The 14,736-nt window shown below is 40.5% G+C and carries 13 protein-coding genes; 7 read left to right on the top strand and 6 right to left on the bottom strand.

Annotated elements, in window-relative coordinates:
- Positions 1-134: 134 nt before the first annotated feature.
- The 4 genes from PTUN_RS20190 (at position 135) to PTUN_RS20175 (ending at position 3,779) form a co-directional block, all read left to right on the top strand.
- Positions 135-410, top strand: coding sequence for a hypothetical protein (locus PTUN_RS20190; RefSeq protein WP_009836859.1), 276 nt, complete (start codon positions 135-137; stop codon positions 408-410).
- A gap of 31 nt (positions 411-441) precedes the next feature.
- Entirely contained in the window at positions 442-1,125 is a 684-nt protein-coding gene (locus tag PTUN_RS20185) for a response regulator (RefSeq protein ID WP_009836860.1), read from the top strand.
- 12 nt (positions 1,126-1,137) lie between these two features.
- The gene (locus tag PTUN_RS20180) at positions 1,138-3,291 is read left to right on the top strand and encodes an ATP-binding protein (protein ID WP_050760002.1); all 2,154 of its coding nucleotides are present in this window, start codon (positions 1,138-1,140) and stop codon (positions 3,289-3,291) included.
- A 155-nt stretch (positions 3,292-3,446) separates the two neighbouring features.
- Entirely contained in the window at positions 3,447-3,779 is a 333-nt protein-coding gene (locus PTUN_RS20175) for a PBPRA1643 family SWIM/SEC-C metal-binding motif protein (protein ID WP_009836863.1), read from the top strand.
- 18 nt (positions 3,780-3,797) lie between these two features.
- Here the strand turns inward: PTUN_RS20175 and PTUN_RS20170 are convergent, their stop codons facing one another.
- The 5 genes from PTUN_RS20170 to PTUN_RS20150 form a co-directional block, all read right to left on the bottom strand.
- The gene (locus tag PTUN_RS20170) at positions 3,798-5,003 is read right to left on the bottom strand and encodes a sensor histidine kinase (RefSeq protein ID WP_157742143.1); all 1,206 of its coding nucleotides are present in this window, start codon (positions 5,001-5,003) and stop codon (positions 3,798-3,800) included.
- Between the two features lie 112 nt (positions 5,004-5,115).
- Complete coding sequence (locus PTUN_RS20165) at positions 5,116-6,507, bottom strand: sigma-54-dependent transcriptional regulator (protein WP_009836865.1); 1,392 nt, start codon at positions 6,505-6,507, stop codon at positions 5,116-5,118.
- A 93-nt stretch (positions 6,508-6,600) separates the two neighbouring features.
- Positions 6,601-9,030 carry an ABC transporter permease gene (locus PTUN_RS20160; RefSeq protein WP_009836866.1) on the bottom strand — a complete coding sequence of 810 codons (2,430 nt, stop codon included), beginning with the start codon at positions 9,028-9,030 and terminating at the stop codon, positions 6,601-6,603.
- A complete protein-coding gene (locus PTUN_RS20155; protein ID WP_009836867.1) occupies positions 9,030-9,752 on the bottom strand; it encodes an ABC transporter ATP-binding protein in 723 nt (240 codons plus the stop codon). Before PTUN_RS20155 ends, PTUN_RS20160 begins: the two co-directional genes overlap by 1 nt.
- Positions 9,753-9,764: 12 nt before the next feature.
- Positions 9,765-11,024: an efflux RND transporter periplasmic adaptor subunit gene (locus PTUN_RS20150; protein ID WP_009836868.1), complete on the bottom strand. Its 1,260-nt coding sequence runs from the start codon at positions 11,022-11,024 to the stop codon at positions 9,765-9,767.
- Positions 11,025-11,277: 253 nt separating this feature from the next.
- Here PTUN_RS20150 and PTUN_RS20145 point away from each other — a divergent pair, with 253 nt between their 5' ends.
- The 3 genes from PTUN_RS20145 (at position 11,278) to PTUN_RS20135 (ending at position 13,754) form a co-directional block, all read left to right on the top strand.
- On the top strand, positions 11,278-12,654 hold the full coding sequence (locus PTUN_RS20145) for a DNA-3-methyladenine glycosylase 2 family protein (RefSeq protein ID WP_009836869.1): 1,377 nt from the start codon (positions 11,278-11,280) through the stop codon (positions 12,652-12,654).
- On the top strand, positions 12,654-13,193 hold the full coding sequence (locus PTUN_RS20140) for a methylated-DNA--[protein]-cysteine S-methyltransferase (protein ID WP_009836870.1): 540 nt from the start codon (positions 12,654-12,656) through the stop codon (positions 13,191-13,193). Before PTUN_RS20145 ends, PTUN_RS20140 begins: the two co-directional genes overlap by 1 nt.
- A 63-nt stretch (positions 13,194-13,256) precedes the next feature.
- On the top strand, positions 13,257-13,754 hold the full coding sequence (locus PTUN_RS20135) for a peptidylprolyl isomerase (protein ID WP_009836871.1): 498 nt from the start codon (positions 13,257-13,259) through the stop codon (positions 13,752-13,754).
- A 53-nt stretch (positions 13,755-13,807) separates the two neighbouring features.
- On the opposite strand, the gene PTUN_RS20130 is transcribed toward PTUN_RS20135, so the two are convergent.
- Entirely contained in the window at positions 13,808-14,341 is a 534-nt protein-coding gene (locus tag PTUN_RS20130; RefSeq protein WP_009836872.1) for a GNAT family N-acetyltransferase, read from the bottom strand.
- Between the last annotated feature and the right edge of the window lie 395 nt (positions 14,342-14,736).

Genomic DNA, 14,736 nt, shown 5'->3' with positions numbered 1-14,736 from the left:
TATTGCTGCAAAAAACAGACTTACCCTTGCATCTTAGCCCCACGCAATTAATAACTCATTTTTTAATCCTGATCCATATTTGATGCACAATTATGGCATCTAATTACGCTATTGTTTTTTAGGAGAAAACCGCGATGGGATCAGTAGGATTAGCAATTAATCAAAAAATCATTTCCACTTTAGATGCTTTAGGATTCCCAATCCTTTGTAATGAGCTTTATAAAAACAATGAGTTGGAGCAATTGGAAAGCTTATTCAACTTATTAGAAATGATGTTATTTGATCAAAGCCTTGATAACTCAATTAAACATAAAATCGAAATTGCACTGGCGACATCAAATAATGGTATTTTGATCCGCCAGCAGCTTAAATCGAGAAAAAATGATTCCATCTGTTCTATAAATAGCTAAAATACCGCGTTCAAATTTTAGGAAAATCACTGTGCAGAAAATTTTAATTGTTGAAGATGATCTCAGCATAGCGCAAGGAATTGAGCTTTTTTTCCGAGCTAATCAGTTTGATACGTTGCACATTGACGACGGAGATTTGGTGGTAAATGCAGTAAAACACTATCAACCAGATTTGATTTTACTTGATTTAATGTTACCAAATAAAGATGGTATGGCTTGTTGTCAGGCAATTCGCTTATTTTCCGATGTGCCAATTGTGATGCTCACCGCCATTGTTGAACAGCAAAAAAAATTGCAAGGATTACAACTCGGCATTGATGATTATATCTGCAAACCCTTTGATGCCATGGAAGTGGTATTACGTGCTAAAGCGATATTAAAGCGCAGTATTGGCCAAGTACAATATAACACCTTAGCCCTTAATGCAGATGCGCTAGAAATAAAAACCCCTCTTGGGGTAGTATCACTGTCCCATTCGGAATTTAGCTTATTTGAGTTACTTTTTATTAATCACGAGCGCATTTTTTCACGGGACAAAATTATCGAACTAGCCTACCCCGAGCTGCATGATATCAACGATCGCACAATCGACAGTCATATCAAAAACATCCGTAAAAAGTTCAAGGTAACTCTCAACGCAGTTGCACCTATTGAATCCGTTTATGGTGCAGGTTATCGCATCAATATAGCTCTTTTTGGCAGTATTCCTAATTAAAAGGTGTTTCTTTTGCTTTATTTTCGTCGTTATATCGCTTTTTTTTTATTACTGTGTTGTTTGACTCAAGCCAAAGCGCAAACCTATGACCTAACCAATTTTAATTTCGCCGCTTCAGATGCCTTAGCACAGCTGACTAAAATTCAAAACAATACCACCGGCGAACAACAAGCTGATGCCACCATCAGTATAGCCACCTTACATTGGCATCGAGGACGCTATGATCAAGCGCTTGCTATTTTAGCGCCTCTAAAACAAAGCCAATGGCCAAAAATAACGATTATGGCCTGGTTTGAAGAAAGCTTGATAGCACAAAATAGAAACCACTATGCCGAAGCTGAACGTATTATGCTTGAGCATGTACACCCACTTGTAAACCTTAACTTGACTCTATTTACTACTAATGAACAAGCAAATTTCTACCGTATGACGGGTATCTATCAACGCAACCTTAGTAAATACGATTTAGCAAAACAAAACTATCAAATTTCGCTTGAACTTTATAGCCAGAGTAATCGTCCCTCGGGTATGGCACGGATTTATAATGCACTCGGTGTACTTGCGGAAACGGAGCTCGATTATGATCAAGCCCTCATGTATCAACTCAATGCCATGCATGCGCTATCAAACAGTAAGGATTTAATGACCATTTCGGCTAATTTTTACAATCTTGGTAATTTATACATGAAAACCAATGATTTAACTCAAGCTGAACATTTTTACCAAAAAGCTTTAAAAATAGATTTAGCCCGTAAAAACAGTAAAGATTGCGCGTTTGATTACAGCCAACTTGCCAAATTGGCCCATAAAAAAGGGCAACTCAAGGTGGCCGTCGAATATAATGAAAAAGCCATTGAGCTATTTTTAAAAGCCGATGCTCCTGCTGCAACCACACAAACCTACTTGCAACTAGCCGATATTTATAAAGATTTAGCAAATCCTACTGCGCGATTTGCTAATTTAAACCATGCCCAAAATTCAGCAATGCTTACCAATGATACCTTTGCACAGGGTCGGGTACATAGCCATTTTTTTGATTATTATCTTGAAAATAAAGCTCTTAACCAAGCACTTAGCCATGCAGAGCAGTATTTAGCCATTACACAATCATTAAATAACATTTCCTTAGTGCGCCCTGCTCACGAAAAGCTCGCGGATGTACTGGCGCTAAAACAAGACTTTTCAGCTGCTTATTCCCATCTAAAACTTGCTTACCAACAATACCAAGAGGATGTTTCAAGCGAACGTATTAAAGAACAAGAAAAAAGCAAAAAGGACGTTAATTTATTACAAGAACAGCTCAAAGTCAGTCAGTTACAGCAAAATGAAAAAGCACAGCAGCAAATTATTGCCACCGAACAAGCCACTAAAAAATGGTTAGTTACGCTGTTTTTTTTAAGCTTGCTGTTATTTAGCGTCATTATTTTCAATATTTGGCAACGTCGTAAAATGGCATTACTACGTAATGAGCTGAGTGAACAACTTCTAAAACAAAAAGATCAACTGCTAGCTGATATTTCCCATGAGCTGCGAACGCCGCTTACCTCGATGAAATTACAAGTGAATGCTTTGCAACATAACTTGATTAGTGACGTGCAATCGAGCTATTCGCAAATGAATCAAAAGGTGATAGATATTAACCGTTTAATTTCAGATATTTATGAATTAGCGCAATCCGATAGCGGCCATTTGGTTTTAAACCAGCAAAGCCATGTTGCTGCTGCTTTATTTGAAAGCTGGCAACATGAGTTTGCCAATTACGTCAAAGATCATGACTTTAATTGGCAATGTGAAATCAATTTACAACAGCAAACGGTGTTATGGGATTGCGACCGTATCAAACAAGTACTGACCAACCTCATAGCCAACAGCTGCCTATATACCGATAAACCCGGCACCATTACATTGTCGGTTTACGCAAAAAACCACTTTATTATTATTTCAATCAACGACACGGCACCTGGTGTACCAAGCGACCAATTTGAACAAATATTTGAACGCTTATACCGCGTAGAAAAATCTCGCTCGCGTCAATTAGGCGGTTCCGGCTTAGGATTAGCAATTTGCAAAAATTTAATCCACGCACATCAAGGGCAAATTCGCGCGACGGCAAGTCCATTAGGCGGTTTAAAAATATCGATTAAACTCCCTGTATGTAATAAATAGCCTGTGCGCTAGATAATAAATCCTAACAAATGATTGAATCTTGCAGTGACATTGCAAAAAAAGTGATTGTTTTTAGCCAAAAAGTGCTTTAGCTGTTAGCATGCGTGCTCATTTTTAAGCGCAGCGAATGTCCTGTGCCCTAATTAGGATCAGCAATGTCTAAATGTTTCTACCGTGGTCGCCCTATTGTGATGGGTAAACACAACCTCGGCACGTATCAACCAAAACCGAATGTGAAATTAGGCAGTCAAAACAATCCTTTGATTTTGCAAGTGCAAACTCAAGCCCGCCAACATGAAATTGAAGCCATGCTCGAGCAGCACCAATTGTTTGCTGACATCAGTATTAACGCTGAAGAGGCCGAAGATATTAAAGCCCTTGATGTTGCGTTAAACAAACCTGCCCCACAAGTCTTTGCTAAAACCCCTGAGCGTAACGATCCTTGCTCATGCGGGAGTGGTAAAAAATACAAAAAGTGTTGCGCTTAGCCAAGTACGGCCGCATTATTATTGGCTTGGTAAGGTAATGGTTGCCACTGCCCCGCCACTTGGGCCGTTGTCTATGCTTAAGCGACCAAAGTGATTGGTAATAATTTGTCGGCTTAGCATCAGGCCAATGCCTGAACCGTGTGGTTTGGTGCTGTAAAATGGCACAAATAAATTATCTGGATTATCAATACCCAGGCCGTGATCATAAATGCTGATCTGTAGATTTTTATCATGTAACTGACAGATAATCTCAATACCTAAGTCTTGCCGATTAGCACTTTGATTTGCTTCAACTGCATTTTTTATGAGGTTAATTAATACTTGCTGGCACTGGTTTGAATCGATAAAACCGGTTAAATCATCAGCACAACTTAGCGTTATCTTTTGTTGATTGAATAACTGACAAATTCCCTGTAAGTACAAAGCCATAAGCAGTGGTTTTTTATCAGGCGGAGGCAGTTTAGCCATTTCAGAATAACTACGAGTAAAACTGGCAAGGTATTCACTGCGCTCTTTGATGACAGCCAAGCCCTCTTTCATCATTAACGCTGGTTTTCCTTGTTCAAGCTGGCGTATTAAACTGCGGCTAATCGTACCAATTGGTGTCAGTGAATTATTAAGTTCATGGCTAATTACTCTTACCAATTTTTGCCAAGCTTGATTTTGTTGTTCAAGTAAAATCGACCCCAGCTCTTTAAACAAAAATAAATCATGTTGTTGCCCAGCTTGTATAAACCGTTCGCGAAATACCAATACCGGTTGCGGCTGATTATCAAGCTGTAAGGTATTGTTTTGACCATAGGGTAACGCATGCAATTGCGCTATTAATGCTCGGTTCAACGCTACTGAATCGAGATCTAACTTTAATAAGCTCACAGCTGCTTGATTTTGGAAAATAACCGAACCATTTTTATTCAACGCAATCAGAGCTGCATCCATTTGCGCCATAATTTGTTCGCTTAATTGTTGGCTTTCAATCGCATGGCGGTGGTGCTGCTGCAAAGTATCCGCTAACTGATTAATTAAGCTAAGCAATTCATTGTAATGAATCTGTTTACTATCGTGGCCACGTAAACTGTAATCTTGCTGTAATAAGGCAGCAATTAAGTTGCTAATGCTATCAAAACGACGGTTTTGCTCACGCAAAAAACGATACATCAACAATGCTTGAATGCTGATGCAGCTAAAGAAAATAAAGCCAATTAAGTACCAGGATAATTTCATTATTATCAGTAACCCAATGCAGGCAAGCCACAGGGCACTAAAACTAATCAGTAACCAAGTAAAGGTACTAAAAGGTTGCTTTATGACGCTGCTAATTAAATACAATGGGTTTTTAAAGTTCAAATTTATCGACCCTGCGATACCAGCCACTGCGGCTAAGGCCCAAGGATTTTGCAGCTTGACCAACATTACCTTTAAAATAAGCCAGTCGAGTGCTAAGGGTGCTTTTTTCAATCTCATCTAATGTCATCAACTTATCGGCTGCTTGATTAGCTAAGGTTGATTCAGTTATCTGAGAAGGTGATGTTGCCTCTTGCAGTTGTAGTTGATCAGCGCTAATGTTGTGATGTTGGCAAGTGAAAATGAGTCTTTCCATACAATGGCGTAACTCGCGAATATTGCCAGGCCAAGAATAGTGCAACAATTGGTGTTTTGCCTCAATCGAAAGCGTCAGCAGTGGTTTTTGATACTTGGCACAAAACTGCGCTAAAAAACCTTCAGCCAGCGCGATAATATCTTCTTGGCGCTCACGCAGTGCTGGAATGTGAATGGCTACTGTATTTAGGCGGTAGAATAAATCTTGGCGAAAATGCCCCTCTTGAATAGCGTGCTGCAAATTGGCATTTGTTGCAGAAATAATACGCACATCGGCAAATTGCGTTTTACTTGAACCTACTTTTTCAAATTGCTGCGCTTCGAGTACTCGTAATAGTTTTGCTTGTTGGCTCAAAGGTATATTGGCAATTTCATCTAAAAATAAACTCCCGCCTTGCGCCATTTCAAACCGACCAATGCGTTGCTCTTTCGCATCAGTAAACGCACCTTTTACATGGCCAAACATTTCACTTTCAAACAGGCTCTCACTGATAGCGCCCATGTTAACACTGACTAATGAAGCCGCAGATCTTGCCGATTGCTGATGGATCAACTCAGCCAACATGCTTTTACCTGTGCCATTTTCGCCAGTGAGTAAAATATTCATATCACTTTGCGCCAATTGGTTTAGTTCAGCCAAACACTGCTGCATGGCTTTAGACTGACTCGAGAAATCAGTATTATTAGCACTGAGCTGATGTTTTAGAATTTTATTTTCTTGAGTTACTTTTTGCAACTGTAACTGGGTTCTTGAAAGCTGAATTTGTGTCGCCACCGCATTAAGCAGTCTGTCATCGTCCCACGGCTTTTGTAAAAAATCGTTAGCACCAGTTGTTAATGCTTGAACGGCTAAATCAACCGTTGCCCAACCTGTCATCATAATAATCGGGATTAACGGGTCAATCGTACGAATAGCGTGAATAAGAGCTAAACCTTCTTTACCTGATGTGGTATCGCGTTGAAAATTCATATCAAGCAATACACAATCAAGCTGTTGTTTTTTCAACTGATCTAATAACGCTTCAGGCGTCGTGACTGATGTCAGCTGATACTGCTCAGCCTCTAATAAAAACTTCAAACTAATAATGATATTTAGGTCATCATCAGCCACTAATACTTTAAATGTCACACCCGCTCCTTAGCAAAAAACGTTAGGGTAATGTCATACCCTAACGTTGGCTCATAGTAACTATTTTTTAAACTAATCAACAGACATCAAAAGTTAATCGACTCTGAGTGATTGAGCAGGCTCTTGCATCACTGCTTTTTTACACGGCAAATAAACCGCCAAGGCGATAACACTGAGCAACGTAATGCTAGTCACTAAACCCGCCATAATAAACATGCTGCCATCAATCAAATCATTACTGATAGTATTTATAACCCAGGATAACGCGATATAAATCACCAAAGCACTGCCCATGCCCCAAAAAACGGGCTTGGCATTTTTGCTCATAAACAAGCGAATAATCGCCGTATCTTTTGCCCCAATGGCGCGTCTTAAACCTATCTCATGGCAGCCTAAACTGACTTGATTAGCTGTCATGCCATAAATACCAATTAAAGCAAGAACCAAGGCAAAGCTTCCAACCGCTAAAATCACTTCACTTATTTTGGTGAGCGACCGCAGGGCTACATTACTGTTCTCATTATAATCAAACACTTCTGGTAGAGGTAATTGTGGATCAATCTGATAAAGCAAATCATAAAACGCATCAATAGCGGCTGTTAGTTCGGCTTTATTGACAAACAAAGTATCAAACACTGTCTCTAATTGCTCATTAGATAATTGCCAAAATGATAAATACACTTCGTGAAATTGATCGGCTGGAGCAAATAATCCTTGGCTATTTTGCCCCTTATTAGTCACGACCCCAATAATTTGATAACGCTTAGCAAACTCATCCCCCACTTCAATAAATTGGCCGAGCGCAGCGTCTTCATCAATAAAATATTGCTTGGCAAATGATTGGCTTACCACTGCAACTTGCTGACTACTCTGATCATCATTTAAAGCAATATCTCGCCCTTTAATAATCGGATAGCCTAAATTATCCATCTGACCAGAAATAAAACTGACGTCGACTTGTTCCTCTTTTGCATCAACTTGAATCTTCACATTACCAAGGCGTTGTCGTAACTGAAATAATAACCATGAAGGGTCTGCTTGAGTTTTTTGCACTGTAGCAGCTAATACTGAACGAATTTTATCGTGATCATTGTGATAAAACTCAGCCAAACTAAATTGTGAGCGATATAAATTATCAAGCGCCAATTCATTTACAATTTCTTTAGTATTAGTAATGATATGCGTTGTCAGGCCGCCCACTAACATCAGCGTGGTGATCAAACCAATTTGCATCATCACCAAAATACGACCATTGCGGGCTGCTTTTTTGCCAAGTGCACCGCGAGTACCATCGCGCAGTACATCATTTAAATCTAATCGAGTGGCTTTTAACGCTGGCAAAATACAGGCAAAAACTAAGGTAAATACCAGAAAAAACAAGCCTGCGCACAGGGTTTGAGCATCCATTTGCCATTGCCACCAAAAGGGCAGTTTATCGCCAAATGCGCTGTGCATCATGGTATTGACAAAATCAATCAAAAAGCCAGCAAGTAAGGTAGCAAGTACACTGCCGATTAAAATGATGAGAGTGCCCTCACACACTAGTTGGCGAAAAATACGCCATTGTCTGGCACCTAAAGCGGCGCGAATAGCGGTTTCTTTACGTCGCTCCATAGCACGGGCTAACAATAAGTTGCCGGTATTAATACAGGCCATACTGAGGATCATCAGTGCCACTAGGTTCATAAAATGCATCAGCCAAGCCATACCATCAGTATTTTGCTCTGGTAGGGAGATTAGCGCTGCAGTTATTTCACTAAACTGCTCGCGGTCAATTTCTGACAAGCGACGACTAAAACGCTCGTTTAAAAATGCAGCAACAAATGTTTCGTATTGCACCCCAGTTACAGTTGGCTTTAAACGCAGATACAAGTCGGTTCGTAACGTCTCTTTTTGTACCTGTTGCGATAATGATTTATCTGCGAGCCACACTTGCGCCCAAGAAGGAAAGCGAAAACCCAGTGGTGCAACGCCAATTACTTCATGAGGCATTTTATTAAGCGTGATGGTTTGGCCAATCACAGCGGGATCACCACCAAATACGGTTTGCCACGTTTTATAAGAGAGCACCACCACATCACTGGCGCCTTTTTCTAAATCTTGAGCATGGATATATCGGCCAAGTACTGGAGCACTGCGAGCAAAATCAAAGAATTGGCTACCAACGGCAAAGCCATTTAAACTTTGCGATCCTTTGGCTGTTGGGCTGCTGTACCATGCGTCCATTGAACGAGAAGTAGCAAATTCTTGCACTAATTGGCTAAACTCTGTTTCTGCTATCAGGTTTTGAAAATCAGCCATCCATAGCCCTGCCCCCGGCTGACCACCCTTTATTTTTAACGTAGTAACTGTCTCGCCATCAGGAATATTAATTGCTTTTGCTGTAATAGTATTCACATAATTAAACGCTAATAAACTAATGCTTAAGCTACCAACCAAAATAAAACTCACCAACAAAGTAAATTTGGGCGACTTTGCCAGTAACCGCAGTGCATAACGAATATCAAGTAATAAGCCCATCATCACACCTCTAGCGCCGCAGCAGCAAACGATTTACTTTGCACAGTCCGATCACTGACAATCGTGCCATCAAATAATTCTATTTGCCGACTGGCCGACTCAGCAGAGCGCGGGTCGTGAGTCACCATACAAATAGTTTTACCTTGCTGATTGAGCTTTTTAAATAAATCCAAGACCAGTTGGGCATTTTTTGAATCTAAATTTCCGGTTGGTTCATCGGCTAAAATTAAGTCTGGTGCATTAATTAACGCCCGAGCAATCGCAACACGCTGTTGTTGTCCGCCAGACAATTGAGATGGGAAGTGATTCATCCGGTGCTGCATATCGACATCTTCAAGCGCCTGCTTGGCTTGGAGCATAGCGGTTTTTTTCTCAAAGTTCGGTTGGTAAGTGAGTGGTAGTAATACATTTTCAAGCACAGTTAAGTCACTGATTAAATTAAATGATTGAAAAACAAATCCTAAATGCTGCGCCCGAATATCAGCGCGCTGATCGCGCCCTAAATTAGCCACATTATTACCACTGAGCCAGTATTCACCCTCTGTTGGCACATCTAATAGGCCCAATATTGATAATAAGGTCGACTTACCACAACCAGATGGCCCTGTAATGGCTAAATATTCGCCTTTTGCCACCGTTAAATTAATACCTTGTAGGGCATGTGTTTGAATTTCATCGGAAATAAATGCTTTAGCAATATTGTTTAATTGAATGACGTGTTTCATATCCTGTTATCCTTATTGATGGATCAAAATTTGTTGGTGTGCCGTAAATGGCGCAATATCTGAAATAATGAGTTTTTGCCCAGCACTTAAACCGCTTTTAATTTCGATGTGATTGACCGACATGCGACCAAACTCAACCTCAGTCGCACTGGCTAAATGGCCGTTGGGTTCAACTAAAAATTGCATGCTGGTTTTATTAGCGCGTGCATCTCGCGGGGTGCGAATAAACAAGCTATTTGCCACACTAACTATGCTTATCACCCCCTCCACAGATAAATCAGGGCGAGCTTCACTTGGTAAGGCTTCATCAGGTAAAACATCGATAGTGACTTGGCCATTAATCACCCGAGGATCAATACGACTTACACTCCCTTTAAATTGCGATTGGCGGGTATCAAGGGTTACGTGTTGGCCTAATTCAATTAAACCGGCTTGTAATTCATCAACTTGTATCTCGGCTAATAAACGTGTGCTATCGGCAATTTTGGCAATTTCATCACTTTGCATTAATGCTTGACCAAGCGCCAGTGGCATAGCTTGCACTATGCCTGCAACCGGCGCTTTAACCACTAGGTTATTAATATTCTGCTGATGGCGGATCACATCAGCCTGCAGCGCATCAATATTTGCGTGTTGCGCTGCTGCTTGGGCGTCAATTTTTTCTTGATGTTTAATTAAGCGTTTTTGCTGAATTAGCCAGTTGTTTTTACTGCGTTTTACTGCAAATTCAGTGCGTTGATAATCAATTTTGGATACCGTGCTATTACCCGTACTGATAAGCTTTGTTTGTGCATCAAGCTCAAGTTGATTGGCTTGGTAATCAAGTTCTGCTGCAACAATACTGGCCTCAACATCGAGTAACTGGGCGCCTAACTGAGCCAAATCAGCTTTATTTTGCGCATTGGTTTTCGCTAATAAACTTTGAGCTTGTATTAAGGCTTCGTTTAATTGCGGATTAGTTAATACCGCAATAATATCCCCCTCTTGCACTATGTTTCCGGCTTTACGTAAAATTTGGCTCACTTTGCCTTGCACAGGGGTCGAAACAAAATAAATCTGATCGGTCTTCAATTTCCCCAAACCGCGCACATTAATTGCAAACGTTCCTTGCTCAACCGTTGCGATACGAATTTTATCTTGTGCCACCCAACTACTAGCATCTGATAAATAGTGTTTTGCACCATAAGCACTGGCCACCACAACACAACCAATAAAGACAACTGCAATTTTTTTAAAATTAATTGATGATTTTTTTGCTAATTGAATATCCATACTAAACCATTCATTTACTCTCATAAGTTGAATAGAGCAAACATCAAGCCAATTATAACTAATTGTTTTTTAAAGTTATAAATAAATACAGCCTGCCTAAGTACCGAATGTGACACATCCAGATTGCTACGAGTGTATCGAAATCGGCATATCCGTTATAAAACGCAGCGCAAAGCTTCACTGCCGTTTCTGGCTAGTGTTTCGCAGTAGCTGGTTTATAGTGGGGCTAGAACCTAGATGATTAATTCGAGCTATGATAGTTAAACACTTAGATCCCGATACTTGCCAAAAAGCGCGTTTTGCCCGCGATCCACGTTTTGATGGGCAATTTTTTATCGCTGTGACTACCACAAAAATTTATTGCCGCCCTATTTGCCCAGTTGCACCGCCAAAAGAGCACAATGTCCGTTATTATCAAAGTGCAGTGCAAGCCGCACAAGCCGGTTTTCGGCCTTGTTTGCGCTGCAGACCCGATAGTGCGCCAGGCTCAAGTGCGTGGCGAGGTGTTAATACCACACTCAATCGCGCCATTAAGTTAATCCAACAAGGCGCTTTACAACAAGGGTCAATGGTACAATTGGCAGAGCGCTTAGGTATTAGCGATCGTTATTTACGGCTGTTGTTTGAGCAGCATTTTGGCCTTTCGCCTAAAAAATATGCGTTATATCATCAATGTTTATTCGCCAAACAATTGCTGCATCAAACACACTTAAGTATCACTCATATCGCATTAGCCAGTGGCTTTAATAGCATTCGGCGCTTTAATGATTGTTTTATTAATGAACTTAAATTAACACCGAGCCAAATGAGAACTAAACAATCAAATAATAGTAATGGACTGCAGCTTCATTTATCGTATCGCCCGCCTTTTGATGTTGATAAAATGCTCAGCTTCTATCGCGCCCGCTTAATTGAAGGCCTTGAATGGGCTGATGAGCAAAGTTACGGTCGCACCTTTGAATGGCTTGGTGCGAAAGGTCATTTTACCCTTTTGCATTTACCACAAAAGCACCAGTTTGCTCTCAATATCGAAATTGATGATCTGACATACTTAAGTGCAGTGGTTGATAATATACGCCGTTTATTTGATCTTGATGCAGATTTAACCGCTATTGAAACCGATTTAGTTTCAGCCCTTAATGGCGTCGTTGCGATTCAATCGGGCATTCGATTACCCGGAATTTGGACCATGTTTGAAGCGGGTATTCGTGCCGTATTGGGCCAACAAATATCAGTGACAGCCGCAAAAAAATTAGTGCAACAATTAGTACACGAACTCGGCGACCCCTTAGGTGATAAACGCTTGTTTCCAAGCCCTGCCGCAATTGCGAGCAGTGAACTCACCTTTTTAAAAATACCGGGCTCTCGTAAACAAACACTACGCAACTTAGCAGATCATTATTTAACTCATCTAAACCCCGATCAGGGTGAGCACTGGCTAGCGCTAAAAGGAATTGGCCCTTGGACCACAGATTATGCCAAAATGCGTGGCTTAAGCGACCCTGATATTTTTTTAGGGGGCGATTTAGGTGTTAAAAAAGCGCTCATTCAATCAGGTAGCAACATCACCCCACAAGCAGCCTCACCTTGGCAAAGCTATTTAACGTTTCAACTTTGGAGTCGCTTATAATGACAACCACTCTCGCGCGTGATTACTTCGAGAGCCCCCTTGGCTTAATGGAAATTGCTGCCAATCAGCAGGGGCTGCAACATGTTATTTTTTGTGGGCCAGAACGCCAAACACTTAACGCCAACCACTTCACCCAAAACTGTAAAAACCAATTAAGTGAATATTTTTCGCTAAAGCGTACCGTGTTTGATTTACCGCTTGCACCGATTGGCACTGTGTTTCAACGCACTGTATGGCAACAACTAAGCCAAATTGGCTTTGGTGAAAGTTGCAGTTATGGTGAGCTGGCACACAAACTCAACAACCCCAAAGCGGTTCGCGCCGTCGGGGGGGCCAATGGTCGAAATCCCCTTACCATAATTGTACCGTGCCATCGTGTGATTGGGGCAAATGGAAAATTAACCGGATATGCAGGAGGCATTGAACGAAAATTGTGGTTACTACAACACGAAGGGCTCTTAATCCATGCCGCGCAAAATAAACAACAACTTGAAGCGACCATACGGCAACGTCAAACAAAAACCCAGTTTTTAAAATAAAACTGGTTGTCTGATCAAGTCACGGTATACTTGGCGCCATTCAATCTTGAACAGAGTAACCAGATGATTATTTTTACTACAAACTTAGGTGATATCGAATTCAAACTTGATTTTGAAACCACGCCAGTTACTGCCAAAAACTTTTTACAATATTGCCAAGATGGCTTTTATGAAGGTACTATTTTCCATCGTGTGATCAAAGGGTTTATGATCCAAGGTGGTGGCTTTACCGCCAAAATGAAAGAAAAACCAACCCAAGCTCCTATTGTGAATGAAGCAAATAAAGGCTTAAAAAATAAACTCGGCACAATTGCCATGGCGCGTACCGACGCTCCGCACTCAGCAACGGCACAATTTTTTATTAATGTAGCTGATAACGACTTTTTAGATCACAGCAAAACCACCAATGCAGGTTGGGGTTACTGTGTTTTTGGTGAAGTTATTGCGGGCATGGACATCATCAAACAAATTGAAAAAGTAAGAACCGCACGAGTTGCAGGCCATGAAGATGTGCCATTTGAGCCAATTATCGTCGAAAAAGTAACGATAAAAAGCGAATAAGCTTAAGTAATAAAATAAAACTACCGCTCAGTTAAATGGTAGTTTTATTGATACTATTTGTTTAATAACGTATGTGAACATTCTTCAAAATAACAACTTGCACCATGATAACCCGGTAAATAAACCTGTTTTTTAAATTCAAGCCCGAGCTTTACTAATACCCGTTGTGAAGCTGTATTATCAGTTGCAGTAATCGCGACGATTTTTTTAATTCCTAACTGATTTTTTGCATACTTCATAACCGCAAGTCCGGCTTCAGTGGCATAGCCATTACCTGCAGCCTCATCTAAAAATGCATAACCAATATCAGGGCTAGTCAGCGCATCGCGTTTAACCAGACCACATACGCCAATAGGCTGCTGATTTGATTTAAGCTCCACCACCCACAAACCAAAGCCAAGTTTTTCATACTGATTTAGATAACTACTATGAATATGCTCTCGTGCAGAGAATAAATCTCGTACACCTTTGTCGCCAATGTTATTAATAAACGAGCTTTGATTAACTAAGCGAAGCACAAACGCATCATCATCAAGGCGCATCAAACGCATGTTTAAGCGAGCTGTGCTAATTACAATGGCCGACATAAAATACCTAAACAAAATCATTGTGATGGCAGATCAGCATACTAAAAATCAAATGTATAATTCAAGAAAAAATACCGAATCGCTCTAATCCAAATACATAGAGGTAAATTACGCTCACACAATGGCAGCTAGTTATTAAACCTCAATTTTGGATAAGAGATTCACTAATCAATTGAATTAAAATATATATTTAAATTATTTATCTCTAGCCAGAGAGTTGTAAGGCTGAAAGGCGGATTGGGGCTCAATAGCTGATCTCTTGCACGCTAATCCAACACCGTTAGCGTTGAAAATAGCTGCCTAAGATAGATTATCTTCAAGTATTGAGCTTATTTAACATAACTGAAATTTAAATAAAATACAGGCAGCTAAATTGGCTGCCTGTATCGAGATTA

It is taken from the genome of Pseudoalteromonas tunicata (assembly GCF_002310815.1).
GTDB lineage: Bacteria > Pseudomonadota > Gammaproteobacteria > Enterobacterales > Alteromonadaceae > Pseudoalteromonas > Pseudoalteromonas tunicata.
This window is presented reverse-complemented; position numbering and strand designations above follow the sequence as displayed.